The sequence below is a fragment of the Pseudomonas viciae genome, from assembly GCF_004786035.1.
Taxonomy (GTDB): Bacteria; Pseudomonadota; Gammaproteobacteria; order Pseudomonadales; family Pseudomonadaceae; genus Aquipseudomonas; species Aquipseudomonas viciae.
In genome coordinates, this window is the sequence record NZ_CP035088.1 from 150,001 (window position 1) to 171,591 (window position 21,591).

Sequence of the window (21,591 nt, forward strand, 5' to 3'; positions counted from 1 at the left end):
AGTAGGTCTTAGTGATCCGGTGGTTCTGTATGGAAGGGCCATCGCTCAACGGATAAAAGGTACTCCGGGGATAACAGGCTGATACCGCCCAAGAGTTCATATCGACGGCGGTGTTTGGCACCTCGATGTCGGCTCATCACATCCTGGGGCTGAAGCCGGTCCCAAGGGTATGGCTGTTCGCCATTTAAAGTGGTACGCGAGCTGGGTTTAGAACGTCGTGAGACAGTTCGGTCCCTATCTGCCGTGGACGTTTGAGATTTGAGAGGGGCTGCTCCTAGTACGAGAGGACCGGAGTGGACGAACCTCTGGTGTTCCGGTTGTCACGCCAGTGGCATTGCCGGGTAGCTATGTTCGGGAAAGATAACCGCTGAAAGCATCTAAGCGGGAAACTTGCCTCAAGATGAGATCTCACTGGGACCTTGAGTCCCCTGAAGGGCCGTCGAAGACTACGACGTTGATAGGCAGGGTGTGTAAGCGCTGTGAGGCGTTGAGCTAACCTGTACTAATTGCCCGTGAGGCTTGACCATATAACACCCAAGCAATTTGCTGACCCGAAAGGGCACCAGATTGCGGTGTGTGAAGACGACATGAACCGAAAGTTCGCAGCAAACACACAAACTATCGCATACCCATTCGCTGGCACGTGACCGCAATGCACGCACCGGCTACCGAATTTCTTGACGACCATAGAGCATTGGAACCACCTGATCCCATCCCGAACTCAGTAGTGAAACGATGCATCGCCGATGGTAGTGTGGGGTTTCCCCATGTGAGAGTAGGTCATCGTCAAGATTAAATTCCGAAACCCCTATCTGCTGATGCAGGTAGGGGTTTTGTTTTAAGTAGAAGTTATAGATTTTCACTGGCTCGTTGCTGTTGAACGGGCTGGTCACAGAATTTCTTGACGACCATAGAGCATTGGAACCACCTGATCCCATCCCGAACTCAGCAGTGAAACGATGCATCGCCGATGGTAGTGTGGGGTTTCCCCATGTGAGAGTAGGTCATCGTCAAGATTGAATTCCCAAAACCCCTGTCTGCTGATGCAGACAGGGGTTTTGTCGTTTTAAGGCCGGTAATCGGATCGAGCCCTTTGATTGCTGCCAACTCCCGGCAAACCCCGGGGCCGTTGCTATGCTGTGATAGTCGGGCTCTGGTGAAAAAGCGGCCCGCGACGTCACTGGTCATGGGGATTCCAATAATGAAAAACCCTTATGCTCCCGGCTTCTGGTGCGCTACTGCAGCGTTGATGCTGCTTTCAGCCACCTATTTCTACGGCGTCATGCTCACCCACCAGATCGACAAGGCGCTACTGTTCCTGGACAGCGCAGCTGCGTTGATCGGCGTGATCTCTATCGCAATCGTGGCCTGGGCATCGCTTCAGGGCCAACGCATCAAGAAAAAACATCTTGAGCAAGGCAAGACGCTGGTCCTGATCTGGGACACCAAGGTCGCGCTGCGGCGTGTCGAAACGGTCTTTGATCGTTATTTCTGGGGCAGCTACTGGCAGCCTGGCCGCACGTTCCAGGAAGTCATGGGCGAGCTCACCGGTACCCCGCTGGAAAAAAGCCTCGAAGCACTCAAGACCCAATGCGCAGCCTTGGACAAGCAAGTCACCCAAGACGGCTGGCATTGGCTCAACAACGCCCGTGAGCTCTGTGACGTCGCCAATGCCATGGCCCGGGAGCGTTACCAACTGGACTTCTGCGATTCGCGCACAGATTCATCAGGTGCAGCGGTGATCAACCGCGATTTTGAAGTGCTGGTGTACACCTGGACGGCGCGGCTGAAGACGTTCGACCACCAACTCGACGAGATTGAAGTCCAATATTCGTAGACCACCTCGCAAGAATATTCTTTTCCCCCTTTAAACATTGGGCCCGCTAGGGTGCCTGATGGTAATCTCCCTCCACTTTACGGCGTCGAGCCACACCCTTTACGGTGTCAGGGAAGACGACGGCTTTCTTCAACCATGGATCGATCGGGTCACACATGAATAAATCAGCAAGCGTACTTCTTGGAATCGTTGTGGTTATCGGTGCAGTCAGTGCAGGTGGCGCCTGGTACACCGGCACGAAGCTCGAAGGAGTGCTGCAAACCACTATTGCCGATAGCAACAAACAGATGCAAACGGCCTTGGCCGGGTCCAATAGCACCTCTTCAATCGAGCTGGTTTCCCTGGATCGTGGGACTTTCAGCAGCACCGCTCATTATCGCCTCAAGGGCGAAGGCGAGATATTTGGCGCAGAGCCAATCGAGCTGCTCTTTGTCGACAGGATCGAGCACGGCCCACTGCCATTCTCGCGTCTGGTGACGCTCAAATGGCTGCCGGTCATGGCCACGAGCCACAGCGAGCTTGAGCGCAATCCGCTGACTGAAAAGTGGTTTGCCGCCGCCAAGGACAAATCGCCGCTCAAAGGTGTGGTCAACCTGGGTTACGACAAGTCCATCAATGGCAGCTACGAGTTGCTGCCGTTGGATACCAAGCTCGATGAGCAATCCCAGCTTACCTTCTCCGGTCTGAAAATCGACTTGGCCGCCAGTGCCCAGGCCCAGAAGATCAAGGCCGACGGTTACATGGACAGCTTCAAGCTGACCACCGTCGCCGAAGACCAGACTCCGGTGCAGGTTGAGGTGAACGGCCTGACGCTGGCCAGCAACCTGAGCAAAAGCTCGTACGGTTACTACATGGGTGATAACACCCTGCTGCTGAGCAGCGTCAAGAGCACCTTTGGTGAGCCAAAATCGGTGCTGGGCCTGAAGAACTTCGAGATGAAGAACAACAGCACCGAGAACGGCACCAGCGCTTCGGGACGTGCTGATTACAAGATCGGTGAGTTGTCGTTCAACGATAAGACCATCGGTTCGGCACAAATGGCAGTCAGCCTGAAGAATCTGGACATCCCTGCCACGATGTCGCTGATGCAGGTTTACCAGACCAAACTGCAGCCTTACGAGAAAGCCGCTGCCGAAGCTGCGGCAGCTGGCGAACCAGCTCCAGAGTTGAACCTGACCGAGGCTGAAGAGGCCCAGGTCAAGGCCGATCTGGAAAAACTCCTGGCCGGCGGTCCACAAGTGGCGCTGGAAAACCTGTCGTTCAATACCACCAACGGTGAAAGCCGTGCGAGCCTGGTCGTCGATTTGGCCAAGCCGCAATCGATGGATCTGCCACCTGATGAGCTGGGTCGTCAGTTGCTCGCCCTGCTGGATTTCAACCTGAAAGTGTCCAAGCCGATGCTGGTGGATCTGATGACCGTACAGGCGCAGATGGAAGGTCAGACTGACGCCAAACTGATCGCCGATCAGGCCACCGCCACCAGCGATATGTTCAGCGCCATGGCAGTGGGTACAGAGCTGGCGACACTTGAAGGCAACGATGTGGTGACCAAACTGCATTACGCCAACAATCAGGTCGATTTCAACGGCCAGAAGATGACAGTTGAGCAATTCACCGCGTTCGTCATGAGCAAGCTTGGCGGCGGCGTCGCCGTTCAGTAACTGCTCAAGTAACGCCTAAAGCCCGACCCGTGCATTGCGCACGGGCCGGGCTTTTTTTTGCCCATCGACAACCCCGTCGCCGAAATCTGTTTCGATTCTGAAGAATTGTGGCGTTCTGAAAAATGACCTGTCCGAGAGTGCAAAACTAGGCCCATTAAAGCTTGGCTGGATTCCTTTGATCCGGCTTCCTGTTTGATGGGCAAGGGGGCACTGCGACCCGGCTGGCCATGTAAGGATGCTGACGAATGCCGCGTACTGTGGGTCCTTTTGTTCAACGTGGTTTGCGCCCGTTGTTTCGCGTCGCGCTGTGCAGCCAATTGTGTTGGCCGATGCTGGCGTTTGCCGATACTGCCTATGACCAAATGGTGATCGACGCCCGTGCAGGCCATTACACGCCTGCGCTGACCGCGTTGCGCCAGGTGCCGGCCGGCCAGGCCAGTGCCGCGCAGATCAGCGACCATCTGCAGATCGCCAGTTGGGCGGGGCTCGATGCCGAAGTCGTGCAAGTCTATGAGACCCAGGGGCGCTATCGCGACTTGCCGGTTCAGGCGCTGAGCGCAACGGCTCGCGCCTATCGCAACCTCAAGCGTTGGGATGCGGCTACCGAGCTGTATCGCCAGGCGCTGGCAATCGACCCTCGCAATCCCGACCTGCAACTTGGCTTGATCTTGACCCAGGCGGATGCCGGCAAGCCCGATGAAGCCGTCAGCCGCGCCAAGGCCTTGGTCGCCGCCAAGCCTGACGATCCAATGCGCCGACTCGCCTTGGGCTACGCCCTGACCTGTGCGAACAGCCCCCACGAGGCGCTGTTCGAGTACGACCAGGCTTTCACCCGCGCCGGCAACAAACCCGAGGTCGCGCGGGAATATGTCATCGCCCTGCAACGTGCCCAATTGCCGGAGCCGGCCCTGCGCCTGGCGCGTCTACAGCCGGGGCTGATTGACCCTGGAATGCGTCGGCGGCTGGAAGGCGACGTGGCGGCCGAACGGGTACGCCTGACGGATATGGCGAGCCGCAGCGAAACGGAGCGCTTCATCATTGCAGACCGCGCCTTGGCCGATTACGACAAGCTACTCGCCACCTGGAGCCCAGTGACTGAGGCCCATGATGACGTGCTCCGTTGGCGCATCGATCGCCTGGGTGCCCTCAACGCTCGCGCCCGCCGTGCTGAAGTGATTGCCGAGTACCAGAAGCTGATCGCCGAGGGCGTAAGCATTCCAACTTATGCCCTGCGCTGGGTGGCCTCTTCCTACTTGGAACAGCGGGAACCGGAGATCGCTGTCGATCTGTACCGCCGGGTATTGACGGCGCCCGATGCCGATCCTGCGGACCGCTTCGAAGACAGCACGGCGCTCTACTACGCGCTGCTGGAAAGTGAAAAATCCGAAGAGGCCCGTGTGCTGGCCGAAGACCTGGCAAAAGCCCAGCCACCACGCGTCGAGCTCAAGGGCCTGCCGATCGGCAACCCCAACGACGAGTGGATGGACGCCCAACAACTCGCCGCCCAGGCCGGTACATACGGCGCCGACCTGCCTTCCGCCGAAGCGCGCCTGGACACCCTGGTCAATCAAGGCCCTGGCAACATCGGCCTGCGCCTGGCCCAGGCCGATCTGTACCAGGCCCGTGACTGGCCGCGTCGTTCGGAAAGCCTGCTCAAGGAAGTCGAAGCCACGACGCCGCGCGACCGTGGCCTGGAAGTCGCCCAAGCCCGTGCCGCCATGGATTTGCAGGAGTGGCGGCAGATGGATGCTCTGGTCGATGACGTGGTCGCCCGCTACCCGGAAAACGCCCATGTCAAACGCCTGCAACGCCAGCGCGAAGTGCATGACATGGCCGAACTGCGCATCGAAGCCTATACCGGCAAGAGCTACGGCGGCGGCAGCGGTGACGCTGGCGCGGTCACTGGCAGTCGGGATTTTGGCATCGAAACGCTGCTCTACAGCCCACCCATTAACGAAGACTGGCGACTGTTCGGCGGCGCTGGCTACGCCACTGGCGATTTCGAGGAAGGCACCGGTCATCACCGTTGGCAGCGCCTTGGTGTCGAGCGCCGCACCCGTGACATGACTCTGGAAGCCGAGGTCTCCAACCACTCGTATGGTTCCGGTGACAAACAGGGCGCGCGCCTGGCCGTGGCCCGAGACATTAATGACCACTGGCAATACGGCGGTAGCCTGGATTACCTCTCGGCCGAAACCCCGTTGCGGGCGCTCAACAGCGGCATCCGTGCCAATGGCGGCAGCGGTTTTGTTCGCTGGCGTGCCAATGAAAGTCGCGAGTGGCGACTGGCTGTCAGCCCGTCCCATTTCAGCGATGGCAACAATCGTCTCGAGGCCGTGGTTACCGGTCGCGAGGGCATCTACAGCGCTCCGCGCCTGCAAGTGGAGTTGGGCCTGGAAGTGGCGACCAGCCGTAACAGCGGTTCCAACGAAGTGCCTTACTTCAATCCCAAGTCGGACTTCACCGTCATGCCGACCGTGAACGCCAACCACGTGTTGTACCGCCGCTACGAAACCACCTGGAGCCAGCAGTTCCAAGTGGGGGCCGGTACCTACAGCCAGCGCGACCACAGTACCGGCGCCATGGGTTTGCTCGGCTACGGCCAGCGTTTCATCTGGAACGACGTGCTGGAGGCAGGCGCCGCACTGAGCTGGCTCAACCGCCCTTACGACGGCGACCGCGAAAGCGACCTGCGCCTGCTTGTCGACCTCACTTACCGCTTCTAGAAGAGTTTGAAGATGCCCGTCATTTCGCGATTCATCCTTCTGCTGGGGGTCTTGCTGATCAGCGCTTGTGCCCAGCAAGCCCCGGCGTTCACATCGCCTTCGCAACGGCCGCTGGCGGCCAACGATGCTCCGTGGCCGAAGAACCATGTGCTCGGTATTGCCTACCACGATGTCGAGGACCGTGACCCGGACCAGGCGCTGGTGGCTGTGCGCACCGAACGTTTGATCGAACAGCTGGCGTGGCTGCGGGAAAATAACTATCAGCCGGTCACCGTGGACCAAATCATCACCGCTCGCAACGGCGGCCCGGAACTGCCACCGCGTGCGGTGCTGCTGAGTTTCGACGACGGTTACTCGAGCTTCTACACCCGGGTCATGCCGATTCTGCGCGCCTATAACTGGCCGGCGATATTGGCGCCGGTCGGTAGCTGGGTCGATACGCCGCTGAACCAACCGGTGGATTTTGCCGGGGTGCCGCGCAAGCGTTCCGAGTTTTTGACCTGGGAGCAGATTCGCGAGGTTTCGAAATCGGGCCTGGTAGAAATCGCCGCCCACACCGACGCCAATCACAAAGGTGTACTGGCCAACCCGCAAGGCAACCTGCAACCGGCGGCGACGACCCGGCGCTACGATCCCGCCACCGGTCGCTATGAAAGCGAAGCTGATTTCCAGGCTCGCCAGCGCAAGGACGTGGTGGCCATTTCCGAGAAAATCCGCAAGGTCGCCGGCTACAGTCCGCGGGTTTGGGTCTGGCCCTACGGTGCCGCCGATGGCACCGCGTTGCAGGTGATCGGCAGCGAAGGTTATCAAATGGCCCTGACCCTGGAAGATGGCCTGGACAGCCTCAATAACCTGATGAGCGGCCCACGTTTTCTGGTGGCCTCCGATCCGGATGGTGCGCACTTCGCCGAGAGCGTCGTCGGCGTGCAGACGATGGACCCGTTGCGGGTGGTCCATGTCGACCTGGACTACGTCTACGACCCGGACCCCGTGCAGCAAGAGGCCAACGTCGGCAAACTGGTCCAGCGCATCTACGACCTGGGCGCCAATACCGTATTCCTGCAAGCGTTCGCCGATCCGAAAGGCGACGGCCTGGTGCGCTCGCTGTATTTCCCCAACCGTCACTTGCCGGTACGGGCCGATCTGTTTGACCGAGTCGCGTGGCAGTTGAAAACCCGAGCCAACACCAAGGTTTTCGCTTGGATGCCCGTGCTCAGTTTTGCCCTCGATTCGAAGCTGCCGCGCGTACAGCGCTGGGATCCGGAAACCGGCAAGACGGCCATCGCCCCGGATCAATATGTACGTCTGTCGCCCTTCGACCCGAACGTACGGCGGGTCATCGGTGAGGTTTATGAAGACCTGGCGCGGATGAGCTCGATTGACGGCGTCCTGTACCATGACGACGCGGTGTTCTCCGACTTCGAAGATGCCGGCCCCGCCGCGTTGAAAGTCTATGCCGCCAACGGCTTGCCGAGGTCCATCGCCGCCTTGCGCGATGACCCGGCGACGATGCAACGCTGGACTCGCTTCAAGAGCCGCTACCTGATCGACTTTACCCGTGAACTCACCGCCAAGGTCCGGGCGATTCGCGGTCCGCAGGTGCAAACGGCGCGCAATATCTTTGCCGAGCCGATGCTCAATCCTGAAAGCGAAGCCTGGTTCGCCCAGAACCTGGACGACTTCCTCGGCGCCTACAACTGGACGGCCCCGATGGCCATGCCGTTGATGGAAAACCAGACCCTCCAGCAATCCGGTCCCTGGCTTGAGCGCCTGGTCGCCACCGTCAAGGCCCGCCCCGGTGCCCTCAAGCGCACGGTGTTCGAATTGCAGGCCCGCGACTGGCACAGCCAACCGGCCCGCGACATCGACGGCGAACAATTGGCTGACTGGATGGGGCGTCTCAAGCGCCAGGGCGTGACCAGTTTCGGCTACTACCCGGACAACTTCATCGAAGACCAGCCCGCGGTGAAAGCCGTGCGGCCGGCGCTCTCCAACAAGTGGAATCCTTGACATGTTCGACAGACTGCTCGCCCTGCTGGTGCTGGCGATTGTCCTTGGCGTGCCCCTGGGCCTGATCTTCCTGGTCACTGGGCAATTCCTGATGGACTTCGTGTTCTTTTACCCGCTGTTCATGTCCGGGCTGTGGATCGCTGGCGGCCTGTATTTCTGGCTGCACTGGGAGCGCCATTGGCCGTGGAAGGACGACACCCTGCCGCCGCCCTTGGCCGGCGAGCCGCTGATCAGCATCCTGATTCCGTGCTTCAACGAGGGCGACAACGTCGCCGACACCATTCACGCGGCGCTGGGCCAGCATTACCCGAACATCGAAGTCATCGCCATCAACGACGGCTCAAAAGACAACACCGCCCAGATGCTCGACCAACTGGCGGCTGAAGACCCGCGCCTGCGCGTGCTGCACCTGGCGGAAAACCAGGGCAAGGCCGTGGCCCTGCGCATGGGGGCCATCGCGGCGCGCAGTGAATACCTGGTGTGCATCGATGGTGACGCGTTGCTGGCGCCCAATACCTGCGCCTACCTGGTAGCTCCGATGCTCGATAACGCCCGCCTTGGCGCGGTAACCGGCAACCCGCGCATCCGCACCCGTTCTACCCTGGTGGGCCGGGTCCAGGTCGGCGAGTTCTCCTCGATCATCGGCCTGATCAAGCGCACCCAGCGGGTCTTCGGGCGGATCTTCACCGTTTCCGGGGTGATCGTCGCGTTCCGTCGTACCGCCCTGCACCGGGTCGGCTACTGGAGCCCGGACATGATCACCGAAGACATCGACATCAGTTGGAAGCTGCAACTGGACCACTGGAGCATCTTCTACGAACCCCGCGCACTGTGCTGGATCCTCATGCCCGAAACCCTGCGCGGCCTGTGGCGGCAACGGCTGCGCTGGGCCCAGGGCGGCGCCGAGGTGCTGTTCAAGAATATCCGTGGCATCTGGCAATACCGCCACCGCTACTTGTGGCCGTTACTGTTCGAATATTGCCTGTCCACCGGTTGGGCGTTCACGTTCCTGCTGTCGGTGATTTTCTGGGGCGCTGGCAAATTCGTGGAAATGCCGGCGGCCATCGCGGTCGACCACCTCATGCCGCCGGCCTTCACCGGGTTGTTGCTGGCGGTGGTGTGCCTGCTGCAGTTCGCGGTGAGCATCCTGATTGATCGCCGCTACGAAAAAGGCCTGTGGCACATCATGTTCTGGGTGGTCTGGTACCCGTTGGTGTTCTGGTTGATCAGCCTGTTCACCACCCTGGTGAGCTTTCCAAAGGTGCTGTTCGGCCAGCACCAGCAGCGTGCGCGTTGGGTCAGCCCGGATCGCGGCATCAAACCGTTAGACGATGAAGAAGAGGAAGTGATCCGATGAAAATTATCAGGACCCGGCAAAGACCTTTTCTGGTGGTCATTGACGTTCTCTTCACTGTGCTGGCGTGGGTTGGGTTGGTGTATTTGTTGGTCAATGGCTTGTGGCCGCTGTTCGACAATCAGGCAGGCGCGCATCTGGGGGGATCGCTGTTCGACACCCTGGGGACCTTGCAGATCTACGGCTGGATCGCCTTGGTCAACGCGGTCCTCCTGATTACTTGGGCACGTTATCAGCAGCGCAAAAGCCGCAGCTTTGCCCAGCGGCGGTTGCCGGCACCGGTGGTGGACGATCAAGGCTTGAGCGACAGTTTCAAATTGACCGACGAGCGCCTGGACACCTTGCGCCAGCCTGGTTCGAAGATCATCCACAACAATCAGGATGGCGACATCAGCCACGTCGTGGCGCATTTCCATCTGCTGAGCCCGGAGTTGCAACCGCCGCCTCTCGCTCCACTGGAGCGCCCCCGGGTGATTCACCTGCCGGCCGATCGTGGGAGCGAGCTTGCTCGCGATGGCGGAGTGTCAGCCAGCATAGATGCCGGTTGAACCGACGCCATCGCGAGCAAGCTCGCTCCCACAGTGGATTGGGGTTGTTGGACAGATTGGGGGCACATGTGGCGCTGTCGGGGAAAGTGGAGCGAAGTTCATCATAATTGTCACTGCAACCGGGTGGGTGCTGCGGCTATAGTTCGCAAGCCGTCCATGGCCTGATCCGCATAAGGTGCCCGGTATGACCCGATTGAACTCTCTTACCCCCTGGCTGGCGGCCGTCGCCCTGATGCTATGCGCGCAAGGGGCTGTCCAGGCCGAGGAGCGTTTCACCCTCAGCATTCCCGGCGTGTCGGACGACCGCCTCTTCACCGCAGCGGCGGCCAGTGACGCCAACACGTGTGGTGGCAAGAACATTTCCCCGGCCCTGAGTTGGAACGCCGGCCCGCCCGGCACCCTCAGCTACGCCATTGTCATGTTGGACCCGGACGGCCAAAGGGGTCAGGGCGTCGATCACTGGGTCCATTACGGTATCAAGGCCACCACACGGCAGATTCCGACGGGTGCAGGTACCAAGCCGACGCTGGAAGGCATGAGCGGTATCAACAGCAAGAACACGCGCGGCTATATCGGCCCTTGCCCGCCCATTGGCGACAGCGCGCATCATTACCTGATTCAGCTCTTCGCCTTGGACCTGCCTCCTGAAGCGTTGCCCGCCGGCCTTACGCGCGCCCAGTTGATGGAAAAGATCAACGGCCACGTGCTGCGCAACAGCAGCGTCGTGCGGCGCTACCACCGCTAAGCCAGTCATCAAAAACGCCTGTTTAGACTGGGGATATGGTCTACACCCTGTGGCGAGGGAGCTTGCTCCCGTTGGGTTGCACAGCAACCCTCCCACCACAAAATTGGCATCGCGCGCCAAAAGCGAGCACTATCGAGCCCCTGTTCACTCATGCCGGAGGATGGCGATGACGCAGAAACCCGACGGCATCGCCCGCCTCCTGAACTGCCCCACCAAGGGCGATGAGATACGCCGGGCTATCGCCCAGAGCCGCAAGGATTTCCTGCCTGCTGACGAGGCCGAAGACGCCGAGCCAGGCCAACCACCGGCTGAGCCCGTGGACAACGGTCGCGACGGCTGAGCTGTCGCCCTCTCTCAACTCCATTTTTCAAATCTGCCTATGACTGCCACCACTCATCTGCCAGGCGACCGATTCAGTCGGTCCGATTACAAAACCCTGGGCCTCGCGGCCTTGGGAGGCGCGCTGGAGATTTATGATTTCATCATCTTCGTCTTCTTCGCCCTGACCCTCAGCCAGTTGTTCTTCCCGCCGGAAATGCCCGATTGGTTGCGCTTGCTGCAAAGCTTCGGGATTTTCGCCACCGGCTACCTGGCTCGGCCCTTGGGCGGCATTCTCATGGCGCATTTTGCCGATCGCCTGGGACGCAAGCGGGTGTTCAGCCTGAGCATCCTGATGATGGCCTTGCCCTGCCTGCTCATCGGCGTCATGCCGACTTACGCGCAAATCGGCTATTTCGCCCCGTTGCTGTTGCTGGCGTTGCGCATTCTGCAGGGCGCGGCGGTGGGCGGGGAGGTCCCCAGTGCCTGGGTGTTCGTGGCCGAACATGCGCCGCTGCATCATCGCGGCTACGCCCTCGGCTTCCTCCAGGCCGGCCTGACCTTCGGCTACTTGCTGGGTGCCCTGACCGCCACAGCGCTGGCACGAATCTATACGCCGACGGAAATTCTTGATTACGCCTGGCGCTTCCCATTCCTGCTGGGCGGCGTCTTCGGGGTGATTGGTGTCTGGCTGCGCCGCTGGCTGAGCGAAACGCCGATTTTCATGGCCCTGCAAGCCAATCGCGACGGCGCGGCGGAACTGCCGCTGCGCACGGTCCTGCGGGACCACCGGCACGCTTTGCTGCCCGCCGCCATCCTCACCTGCGTGCTGACCTCCGCCGTGGTGGTGTTTGTGGTCATCACCCCGACCGTGATGCAAAAAAGCTTCGGCATGACCCCCAGCCACACCTTCGCCCTGAGCAGCCTGGGCATCGTCTTCCTGAACATCGGTTGCGTGCTGGCCGGCCTCATCGTCGACCGCATCGGCGCCTGGCGTACCGTCATGCTCTACAGCCTGTTGCTGCCGGTGGGCATCGCCGTGCTCTATGCGAGCCTGATCAGCGGCGGCGCCTGGCTGGGCCTGGCCTACGCCGTGGCCGGCCTGGGTTGCGGGGTGGTCGGCGCGGTGCCTTCGGTGATGGTCAGCCTGTTCCCGCCGAAAATCCGCGTGTCCGGCATCTCGTTTACCTACAACATCGCCTACGCCTTGTGGGCGAGCATGACGCCGTTGATGCTGATTGCGCTGGTGCCGTGGAGCCCGTGGGTGTGCGTGGGGTATTGCGTGGTGATGGGGGCGGTGGGTGTGGGGGCGGCGGCGTATTTTCCAGGACGGCATACGAGGGCTTCGCAGCGTTCGTTGGCGTGTGAATCCTGATCCGGCCCTTCAAGACGCTCACGAAGAAAGTCCACAAAGGCCCGGGTTGGTGCCGAGCGGCGCCGGTCCTGGCTGAACACGGCGCCGCGTTGTTTCGAGGAGCGAGTTATTCCGGGGTATTCACCTTGATGCCGCTGCTGACCGGCAAAGGACGTGAGCATCATGGCCAGATCCTGCGGGAAGCGGCGGCTCTGGTTGAGGCGGGACAACTGCGGATCAAGGTGGACAGCGCCGGTTTGGCCTGGGGGAAGTCAATGAGGGGTTTGCCCAGGTAGCCGAAGGGCATGGTGCGGGGAAAACGATGGTGGACATTGGGGTTGAGTAAGACGAGACCGCATTGCTTAAGGCCAAACAACTTGAGGGCGCGTTCAAACCCCGTAGAATGTAGCCGCCATTATGCCGCAGCATCTCAAGGACGAATTCAAACATGCGAGTTTTTACCCTCTTCCTGGCCCTCTGCCTTATGGCAGGTTGCGCTTCCAAGCCCGATTACTACATTTCCCCTGCGCCGGTGGTGATCCCCGAGACCGCCACTTATTGGATCGACACGTTCAACGTTGAAGTCGTAGGCAAAAACGAACGCTTTCTTCCCGACGAAAAAGTCCGAGACCAGTTGCACACCGACCTGATCGTCCGCCTGCTCGACGGCAATCGCTATGCATCCAGCAAGGAAACCGCTGACTATCTGCTGGACGTCAACGCCGTCTATGCGCGCCGGATTCAAGACACCCAAGGTGGCTTCATGAGCAAGATCGTTGCCGATGGTACGTATCTGGCCAGTGTCGATTTCAATTATGAGGTCAAGGTGAAGAAGACGGGTGTCGAAGTGTTGCACTTCGCCCAAGCCCGCAAGGGGCTGATGCCAGGTGGTACGATCGGGCAACTCGAGGTCATGAGAGGCATGGCGGGCGCCCTGACGAACAGAGGAAATTCCGATGTCGAAGACTATTACACCGGCCAGTTGAGCCGCTTCATCGCCGACGATCTGCAGGGCATTCCGTCCCGCTAGCAATGCCTGCTGCAACGTGCTGACGATTGCTCCAATCGCGGTAACGGCCTGGCCACTTTGGGGTGGCCAGTCCTGTCTTTTCAGCGCATTAAAAAAAATTCTTGGTCGTTAACCCGAACCGCGTGAGTCTAGCGTCTGACCCTGTGAACGGATCATTCATTCACGAGGTTCAGCCCATGTCCCGTCCACTTCCCTTTATGCGTCCTGCTGCCCAGGGCTTCGCCGTGACTTTGCTGGTGGCGTTGGCCGGTTGTGGGTTGTCTTCGTCCCGCGAGGCTGCCAAGTCGGCCGAACCGGTCGCCGTAGCGCCCAGCGTTGTACCGCAAGGCGAGATCGTCGAAATGCACTCGTCGGCGGTCAAGCGCATGGCCAAGCCGACATTGATGCCCGCCCCAAGGGTGGCGAACGATGCCGTCGTCGCGGGTTACCGTGACGAGCCGCGTGAGCAGTACGAAAAACTGCCGGACAACCCGATTCACAGCGTGGCTGAAACGCCGGTCTCGACCTTTAGCGTGGATGTCGATACCGGCAGCTATGCCAATGTGCGACGTTTGCTCAATCAAGGCAGCCTGCCGCCCGAAGGTGCCGTGCGATTGGAGGAAATGGTCAACTACTTCCCTTACCACTACGCGCTGCCCACCGATGGCTCGCCCTTTGGCGTGACCACCGAAGTGGCCCCGTCGCCATGGAACCCGCACGCCCGCTTGCTGCGCATTGGCATCAAGGCGAGTGACCGCGCCGTGGCGGACCTGGCGCCGGCCAACCTGGTATTCCTGGTGGACGTTTCCGGTTCCATGGACCGTCGCGAAGGCCTGCCGCTGGTCAAGAGCACCCTGAAGCTGCTGGTGGATCAATTGCGTGACCAGGACCGGGTGTCGCTGGTGGTGTATGCCGGCGAGTCCCGGGTGGTGCTCAAGCCCACTTCGGGCCGCGATAAGGTGAAGATCCGCAACGCCATTGATCAACTCGATGCCGGGGGTTCTACCGCAGGGGCGTCGGGTATCGAACTGGCTTATCAAATGGCTCGGGAGAGCTTTATCGACAAGGGCATCAATCGCATCCTGCTGGCCACCGATGGCGACTTCAACGTGGGTGTCAGCGATTTCGACAGCCTCAAGCAGATGGCCGTGGATCAGCGTAAAAGCGGTGTATCCCTGACGACGCTGGGCTTTGGTGTGGATAACTACAATGAACACCTGATGGAGCAACTGGCCGACGCCGGTGATGGCAACTACGCCTACATCGACAACCTGCTCGAAGCGCGCAAGGTGCTGGTGGACCAACTCAGCTCGACTCTGGCGGTGGTGGCGCGGGATGTGAAGTTGCAGGTGGAGTTCAACCCTGCCCAGGTCAGCGAATATCGCCTGCTGGGTTATGAGAACCGCGCGCTCAAGCGTGAGGATTTCAACAACGATAAGGTCGATGCGGGTGAGATTGGCGCCGGGCACACGGTGACCGCGTTGTATGAAGTTGTTCCGAAAGGTGAGCAGGGCTGGTTGGAACCGTTGCGTTATGCCAATACGCCTAAGCCGGACGGCAAGTCAGGAGAGTTGGCGATGTTGCGCGTACGCTACAAGCCTGCAGAAGGTGGTAGCAGCCGATTGATCGAGCATCCCATCGCCAGCGCTCCAAACGATGCCAAGGCCAGCGATGACTTGCGCTTCGCCGCCGCCGTGGCTGCTTTCGCCCAGCAGCTCAAGGGTGATGGGCGTTACACTGGAGCAATGAGCTTGAAGGACACCGCACAATTGGCTCGCTCCGCCCGAGGTGATGACCCGTTTGGTTTGCGTGCCGAATTTGTGCAATTGGTCGAGCTGGCGCAGAGCCTGAAACCCACGGTCAAACAGTGATTCTGAACACAACGGGATCAACTGTGGGAGCTGGCTCGCCCGCGAAGGCGGCCTGTCAGGCAAGGAAGTGCGGTCTGACACGCCGCCTTCGCGGGCAAGTCCGGCTCCCACAGAGTCATCCGCAATCCGCAGGACCGTGTTCAACACCGAAAGGAGTTCGCCACCCCCATGCCCGCTCCGCTTGATCCTCCCAGCGATGAATCGCTGCTGGCCCGCTACCGCGACGGCGACGGGGCTTCTTTTGAGGTCCTGTACGCACGCCATCGACTGGGGCTTTACCGGTTCCTCGTGTCCTTGAGCAACAAAGCCGAACTGGCTGAAGAAGTGTTTCAGGAGACCTGGCTCAGCCTGATCCGCAGCGCTACCCAGCCACAAGGCCGGGCGAGTTTTCGCACCTGGCTGTTCCAGATTGCCCGCAACCGCTTGATCGATCACTGGCGCAAACACGGGGTCCACAACCCGTTGCACGACAGTTACGACGAGCAGCTTCACGTCCAGCCCGACGACACCAGCAGCCCTGAGCAACAGTTGAGCCTTAGCCGCGACCAGGCTCGTCTCGAGGCCGCGTTGCAGGCCTTGCCCGAGGATCAGCGGGAGGTCTTCCTGCTGCGCCTGCACGGCGACCTGGAGCTACCGCAGATCGCCGCCTTGACCGGCGTCCCGTTGGAAACGGTCAAAAGCCGCTTGCGTTACGCCCAGCAGAAGTTGCATCGACTGCTGGCCGAGGAGGTACCCGCATGATTGATACCAAACACACCCCGGATCCCGACGACGAAATGCTCATCGAGCATTTCCGCCAACACGCCAGCGGCGAACCGCCCGCGTCCCTGGACGCTTTCATCCTGGCTGCCGCCCATCGCGAAGCGCCAACGCCCGTCCCAAGCTTGTGGACGCGCTGGCTGCAAGCCTGCCAACGGCCGCGTTGGCAAATGGCATTCGCCACGGTCGCCGGTGTGGCGCTGATGATTGGTCTGGTAGTGCGTTCACCCGTGTCCCACGACGAGCTGGCCTCACCCGCCTCGATGGAGTTTTCCGCCGATCGGCAAGAACCCGCCGTTGCCGCTGCACCGCCGCCGGCCATGCCCGCTCCCGCACCGATAGCCCGTATGGCGCCCCAGGGCGAACTGGCCCGAGCCCCGGAAAGCACTGACCAGGCCCTTGCGCAAAAGCCCGCGGCGAAAATGAGCAAAAGCGCGCCCGTTGCCCTGCCATCGTTGGAGCAGGAACTACTGGAAATCCTGCGGTTGCGCCAGGCGGGTGATGCCAAGGCCGCTGATGAGAAGCTGCTGGCGCTGCATAAGCGTTTCCCCAAGGAGGATTTGCCGGCGCGGTTGGAGGCGTTGCAAAAGCGTTGAGTGAGACAGCGCCCACAAAAAAGCCCCAGGTCTTGCGACCTGGGGCTTTTGATTCTGCAAATGGTGCACCAGGCGGGATTCGAACCCACGACCCCTGCCTTCGGAGGGCAGTACTCTATCCAGCTGAGCTACTGGTGCGACGCGGGCGCCATGATACTCATATGCATGGCGGGCGTCCATGCTGCTGAATCGCCTGCGTTTTTGGGCCGCTCGCTGGGTGTTGGCTACGCTGATCAGAAAAAACGGACAAATTCGTATTTTTCGTTCTTTTTTTCGAACAGCCTATTGTCCTTCACCCCCATCGGCCCTAGGATTCGTTTGAGATTTCAAACGCTCTTGTCTGGGTGCTGAACCGCACGTCTGTGCTTATGTGCGATATTTCTGTGCTTCAGCCCGGTGGATGATTTCCCTGACGGCAGCCCCTGAGGCGCCTTTCTACAAATCTAATTCGCTCCGCGCGTGCGCGGTGCTGTTAAGGAAAGTCGACATGCAGCTTAAAGACACCCTGTTGTTCCGCCAACAAGCCTTTATCGATGGCGCTTGGGTCGATGCGGACAATGGTCAGACAATCAAGGTCACCAACCCGGCAACGGGCGAAGTGCTGGGCACTGTGCCGAAGATGGGCGCCGCCGAAACCCGTCGGGCGATTGAAGCTGCCGACAAGGCGCTGCCGGCCTGGCGTGCGCTGACGGCCAAGGAGCGCGCGAACAAGCTGCGCCGCTGGTACGAATTGCTGATCGAGAACCAGGACGACCTCGGTCGCCTGATGACCCTGGAACAAGGCAAGCCACTGGCCGAAGCCAAGGGCGAAATCGTCTACGCAGCGTCGTTCATCGAATGGTTCGCCGAAGAAGCCAAGCGCATCTACGGTGATGTAATTCCCGGCCACCAGCCCGACAAGCGCCTGATCGTGATCAAGCAGCCAATCGGCGTGACCGCTGCCATTACCCCATGGAACTTCCCGGCCGCGATGATCACCCGCAAGGCCGGCCCGGCCCTGGCCGCCGGTTGCACCATGGTCATCAAGCCGGCTTCGCAGACGCCGTTCTCGGCCCTGGCCCTGGTTGAGCTGGCGCACCGTGCGGGCATCCCGCAAGGCGTGCTGAGCGTGGTCACTGGCAGTGCCGGCGACATCGGCGGCGAGCTGACCAGTAACCCGATCGTGCGCAAGCTGTCGTTCACCGGCTCGACCGAGATCGGACGCCAGCTGATGGCCGAATGCGCCAAGGACATCAAGAAAGTCTCCCTGGAACTGGGCGGCAACGCGCCGTTCATTGTGTTCGACGATGCGGACCTGGATAAGGCCGTCGAAGGCGCGATCATTTCCAAGTACCGCAACAACGGCCAGACCTGCGTCTGCGCCAACCGCCTGTACATCCAGGATTCGGTGTACGACGCGTTCGCTGAGAAACTGAAAGTGGCGGTGGCCAAGCTCAAGATCGGCAACGGTCTGGAAGACGGCACCACTACCGGCCCGTTGATCGATGGCAAAGCGGTTGCCAAGGTGCAAGAGCACATTGCCGATGCGGTCAGCAAAGGCGCGACCGTGCTGTCGGGCGGCAAGGCGATGGAAGGCAACTTCTTCGAGCCGACCATCCTCACCAACGTGCCATCGAACGCCGCCGTGGCGAAGGAAGAAACCTTCGGCCCGCTGGCGCCGCTGTTCCGCTTCAAAGACGAAGCCGAAGTGATCGCGATGTCCAACGACACCGAGTTCGGCCTGGCCTCGTACTTCTATGCCCGTGATCTGGGCCGTGTGTTCCGTGTGGCTGAAGCCCTGGAATACGGCATGGTCGGCGTCAACACCGGTTTGATCTCCAACGAAGTCGCGCCGTTTGGCGGCATCAAGGCCTCGGGCCTGGGCCGTGAAGGCTCCAAGTACGGCATCGAGGACTACCTGGAAATCAAATACCTCTGCCTGGGTATCTGATCCGCTTCAAGCGCAAAGGGCACGAGAGCGCTGTCCCTTTGCGTGTTTCACCCGTTCTGTTTCTTGTGGCCGGAACGCTGCGGCAGTCGATCATCGCATGCTGTCGCAGTTGCCTCCCGGCCATGTATTCCTTGAACCACGCCGACCGATGAGCGGCGAATGAGGACTGTAATGAGCAAGACTAACGCTGACTTGATGGCCCGCCGTACCGCTGCTGTTCCCCGTGGCGTCGGCCAGATTCACCCGATCTTCGCTGAATCGGCGAAGAACGCCACGGTAACCGACGTCGAAGGCCGTGAATTCATCGACTTCGCTGGCGGCATCGCTGTGCTGAACACCGGCCACCTGCACCCGAAAATCATCGCTGCCGTGACCGCACAACTGAACAAGCTGACCCACACCTGCTTCCAGGTCCTGGCCTATGAGCCGTACGTGGAGCTGTGCGAAAAAATCAACGCCAAGGTGCCGGGTGATTTCGCCAAGAAAACCCTGCTGGTGACCACCGGTTCCGAAGCGGTGGAAAACGCCGTGAAAATCGCTCGCGCCGCCACGGGCCGTGCCGGTGTGATTGCCTTCACCGGCGCTTACCACGGTCGTACCATGATGACCCTGGGCCTGACCGGTAAAGTCGTGCCGTACTCGGCCGGCATGGGTCTGATGCCTGGCGGTATCTTCCGCGCCCTGTACCCGAACGAACTGCACGGCGTGAGCATCGACGATTCCATCGCCAGCATCGAGCGCATTTTCAAGAACGACGCCGAGCCCCGTGACATCGCCGCAATCATCATCGAGCCAGTGCAGGGCGAGGGTGGTTTCTATGTGGCGCCCAAAGAATTCATGAAGCGCCTGCGCGCGCTGTGCGACCAGCACGGCATCCTCTTGATCGCTGACGAAGTGCAGACCGGCGCCGGTCGTACCGGCACCTTCTTCGCCATGGAGCAGATGGGCGTTGCCGCCGACCTGACCACCTTCGCCAAATCCATTGCCGGCGGCTTCCCGTTGGCTGGTGTTTGCGGCAAGGCCGAGTACATGGATGCCATCGCGCCGGGTGGCCTGGGCGGCACCTACGCCGGCAGCCCGATTGCTTGCGCGGCTGCCTTGGCGGTGATGGAAGTCTTCGAGGAAGAGCACCTGCTGGACCGCTGCAAGGCGGTGGGGGAGCGTCTGGTTACCGGCCTCAAGGCCATCCAGAAGAAGTACCCGGTGATCGGTGAAGTCCGAGCTCTGGGCGCGATGATTGCGGTGGAGCTGTTCGAAGACGGCGACTCCCACAAGCCGAACGCCGCAGCGGTGGCTCAGATCGTGGCCAAGGCGCGCGACAAGGGCTTGATCCTGCTGTCCTGCGGCACCTACGGTAACGTTCTACGGGTGCTGGTGCCGCTGACCTCGCCGGACGAGCAACTGGACAAAGGCCTGGCAATCATCGAAGAGTGCTTCTCCGAGCTCTGATTTACGAACTCTGATTGTGCGCTGATTCACAAAAAACCCGCTTCGGCGGGTTTTTTCATATCCGCAGGCATATCCCGCAGGTTTGAGCTGTCTGGAATGGCCTTCATTGGCTAAGGTGCATGTATGGCAAGGGAGCGATGCTGCATGGCTGCTGTGGTTTTACCCGCTGTACCGCGTGTGCTGATTGCCGAGGCCGACCCGGCGTCCCGGGAGCTGCTTGAGCAAGTGTTGTCGGGCGTGCGTTGCGATGCCCGAGTGGATACCTGCGGTGAGGGGCAACAGGCCCTGGATTTGCTGGCGCATAACTCGTACGACCTGGTCATCGCCGATTGGGAGCTGCCGGGTGTTGATGGCCTGGCGATCCTGCGTGGTCTTCGCCAACAGCATCGCACCCCGCCGTTGCCATTCATCCTGATGAGTCGGCGTAACGACAGCGCCAGTGTGCGTGAGGTCGTGCCACTGGCGCCGATGGCGTATTTGACCAAACCCTTGAACCGCGAAAGCCTGACCCAGCGTTTGCAAGGGTTGCTGTTGAGTGGCAGTGAAGAAACCTCCCACGACGTGCCGGTCCCAGGGCCGGGGCTGACCCTGGTAGCGTTTCTGGAGCGTCGGCGTGAGCTGTCCGAAGGCGCGCCGCTGATGACCGATGTGCAGGTGGCGGTCAAGCGCTGCCTGAATCCCACGGGTCTGGATCTGAAGCTGCTGGAAGAGGAGATTCGCACCGACCCGCAAATCACTGGGGTGCTGATTGCGGCGGCCAACAATGCTGCCCAGCATCAGGGTGGCGGCCCGGTGCAGACCGTAGCCCAGGCGCTGCACCAGCTCGGCACGGGGCAGAGCATGAACCTGATCCTCGGCCTGACTCTCAAGCGCTGCGCCCGGCTCAGCGTTCCGTGCCTGGCGGACTATGCCAAGCGCTACTGGGAATTGTCCCTGCACACCGCCGAGTACGCCCGAATCCTGGCTCGGCTGCTGGATCTGGAGCCGGAACGCTGTTATTGCGCCGGGTTGTTACACCGCCTGGGCGACCTGGCGCTGCTGCGTTGCCTGGAGGAGTGGACGCAGGCGGGTGGCGAGCTGGATGAGTGGGAGGAAGTAGGAAATTCCCTCGATCAATACGGCGCCGGTTTCGGCTCGGCGCTGCGCACCCGTTGGCGCCTGCCGCTGGAGCTGCGTGAGTTGATCGCGGCAGCCTACAGCCTGGGTGGTGGGGTTTACTCTCGCGAGGCACTGGTGATGAACATGGCGGCGCAGATGGCTCACCTGACCGAGCATGAAGGGCTTGAAGAGCTGGCCCGGGGGCGCACGGCGCGTTTGCTGAAGATCGGTTTGCCGGAGTTGATGCGATTGCGCAGGAAGTAGCGTCGCTGACTAACTCCCACAGGAATTTGGGTATGACTGGAGTTTTGCTGACTCCTTAGCGC

At 60.7% G+C, this 21,591-nt stretch carries 16 protein-coding genes, 1 tRNA gene, 3 rRNA genes and 1 pseudogene (1 of these 21 only partly in view); 20 read left to right on the forward strand and 1 reads right to left on the reverse strand.

Annotated elements, in window-relative coordinates:
• The 17 genes and pseudogenes from EPZ47_RS00680 to EPZ47_RS00755 all read left to right on the forward strand — a co-directional run.
• A 23S ribosomal RNA gene (locus tag EPZ47_RS00680) occupies positions 1–527 on the forward strand; it begins 2,365 nt to the left of the window's first position.
• Positions 528–676: 149 nt separating this feature from the next.
• Positions 677–792: ribosomal RNA gene (gene rrf / locus EPZ47_RS00685) — 5S ribosomal RNA — on the forward strand.
• Positions 793–900: 108 nt separating this feature from the next.
• Positions 901–1,016, forward strand: a 5S ribosomal RNA gene (rrf, locus tag EPZ47_RS00690).
• A gap of 185 nt (positions 1,017–1,201) precedes the next feature.
• Positions 1,202–1,837, forward strand: coding sequence for an NADH:ubiquinone oxidoreductase subunit N (locus EPZ47_RS00695; protein ID WP_135843076.1), 636 nt, complete (start codon positions 1,202–1,204; stop codon positions 1,835–1,837).
• Between the two features lie 155 nt (positions 1,838–1,992).
• The gene (locus EPZ47_RS00700; protein ID WP_135843077.1) at positions 1,993–3,498 is read left to right on the forward strand and encodes a YdgA family protein; all 1,506 of its coding nucleotides are present in this window, start codon (positions 1,993–1,995) and stop codon (positions 3,496–3,498) included.
• A 245-nt stretch (positions 3,499–3,743) separates the two neighbouring features.
• Entirely contained in the window at positions 3,744–6,224 is a 2,481-nt protein-coding gene (gene pgaA, locus EPZ47_RS00705) for a poly-beta-1,6 N-acetyl-D-glucosamine export porin PgaA (protein WP_135843078.1), read from the forward strand.
• 12 nt (positions 6,225–6,236) lie between these two features.
• Positions 6,237–8,234: a poly-beta-1,6-N-acetyl-D-glucosamine N-deacetylase PgaB gene (gene pgaB, locus EPZ47_RS00710; protein ID WP_135843079.1), complete on the forward strand. Its 1,998-nt coding sequence runs from the start codon at positions 6,237–6,239 to the stop codon at positions 8,232–8,234.
• 1 nt (position 8,235) lies between these two features.
• Entirely contained in the window at positions 8,236–9,591 is a 1,356-nt protein-coding gene (gene pgaC, locus EPZ47_RS00715) for a poly-beta-1,6-N-acetyl-D-glucosamine synthase (RefSeq protein WP_135843080.1), read from the forward strand.
• Entirely contained in the window at positions 9,588–10,136 is a 549-nt protein-coding gene (gene pgaD, locus EPZ47_RS00720; RefSeq protein WP_135843081.1) for a poly-beta-1,6-N-acetyl-D-glucosamine biosynthesis protein PgaD, read from the forward strand. Before pgaC ends, pgaD begins: the two co-directional genes overlap by 4 nt.
• 184 nt (positions 10,137–10,320) lie before the next feature.
• Complete coding sequence (locus EPZ47_RS00725; protein ID WP_135843082.1) at positions 10,321–10,881, forward strand: YbhB/YbcL family Raf kinase inhibitor-like protein; 561 nt, start codon at positions 10,321–10,323, stop codon at positions 10,879–10,881.
• A 166-nt stretch (positions 10,882–11,047) separates the two neighbouring features.
• Positions 11,048–11,221: a hypothetical protein gene (locus EPZ47_RS30160; RefSeq protein ID WP_178084229.1), complete on the forward strand. Its 174-nt coding sequence runs from the start codon at positions 11,048–11,050 to the stop codon at positions 11,219–11,221.
• Positions 11,222–11,260: 39 nt separating this feature from the next.
• Positions 11,261–12,574 carry an MFS transporter gene (locus tag EPZ47_RS00730; RefSeq protein WP_135843083.1) on the forward strand — a complete coding sequence of 438 codons (1,314 nt, stop codon included), beginning with the start codon at positions 11,261–11,263 and terminating at the stop codon, positions 12,572–12,574.
• Between the two features lie 92 nt (positions 12,575–12,666).
• Positions 12,667–12,899: pseudogene (locus EPZ47_RS30300) on the forward strand (zinc-binding dehydrogenase); the annotation flags it as partial.
• A gap of 102 nt (positions 12,900–13,001) precedes the next feature.
• Complete coding sequence (locus tag EPZ47_RS00740) at positions 13,002–13,583, forward strand: hypothetical protein (RefSeq protein ID WP_135843084.1); 582 nt, start codon at positions 13,002–13,004, stop codon at positions 13,581–13,583.
• Positions 13,584–13,759: 176 nt separating this feature from the next.
• Positions 13,760–15,433: a vWA domain-containing protein gene (locus EPZ47_RS00745; RefSeq protein ID WP_135843085.1), complete on the forward strand. Its 1,674-nt coding sequence runs from the start codon at positions 13,760–13,762 to the stop codon at positions 15,431–15,433.
• A 168-nt stretch (positions 15,434–15,601) separates the two neighbouring features.
• A complete protein-coding gene (locus tag EPZ47_RS00750) occupies positions 15,602–16,174 on the forward strand; it encodes an RNA polymerase sigma factor (RefSeq protein WP_135843086.1) in 573 nt (190 codons plus the stop codon).
• Positions 16,171–16,788 carry a hypothetical protein gene (locus EPZ47_RS00755; RefSeq protein ID WP_135843087.1) on the forward strand — a complete coding sequence of 206 codons (618 nt, stop codon included), beginning with the start codon at positions 16,171–16,173 and terminating at the stop codon, positions 16,786–16,788. The genes EPZ47_RS00750 and EPZ47_RS00755 overlap by 4 nt, the downstream gene beginning before the upstream one ends.
• Positions 16,789–16,849: 61 nt before the next feature.
• On the opposite strand, the gene EPZ47_RS00760 is transcribed toward EPZ47_RS00755, so the two are convergent.
• A tRNA-Arg gene (locus tag EPZ47_RS00760) sits at positions 16,850–16,926 on the reverse strand.
• Positions 16,927–17,275: 349 nt separating this feature from the next.
• On the opposite strand from EPZ47_RS00760, the gene gabD reads away from it, so the two are divergent.
• The 3 genes from gabD to EPZ47_RS00775 all read left to right on the forward strand — a co-directional run bounded on the left by gabD (position 17,276) and on the right by EPZ47_RS00775 (position 21,529).
• Positions 17,276–18,718 carry an NADP-dependent succinate-semialdehyde dehydrogenase gene (gene gabD, locus EPZ47_RS00765; protein WP_135843088.1) on the forward strand — a complete coding sequence of 481 codons (1,443 nt, stop codon included), beginning with the start codon at positions 17,276–17,278 and terminating at the stop codon, positions 18,716–18,718.
• A 171-nt stretch (positions 18,719–18,889) separates the two neighbouring features.
• Positions 18,890–20,167 carry a 4-aminobutyrate--2-oxoglutarate transaminase gene (gene gabT, locus EPZ47_RS00770; protein WP_135843089.1) on the forward strand — a complete coding sequence of 426 codons (1,278 nt, stop codon included), beginning with the start codon at positions 18,890–18,892 and terminating at the stop codon, positions 20,165–20,167.
• Between the two features lie 144 nt (positions 20,168–20,311).
• Complete coding sequence (locus EPZ47_RS00775) at positions 20,312–21,529, forward strand: HDOD domain-containing protein (protein ID WP_135843090.1); 1,218 nt, start codon at positions 20,312–20,314, stop codon at positions 21,527–21,529.
• Positions 21,530–21,591: the final 62 nt, after the last annotated feature.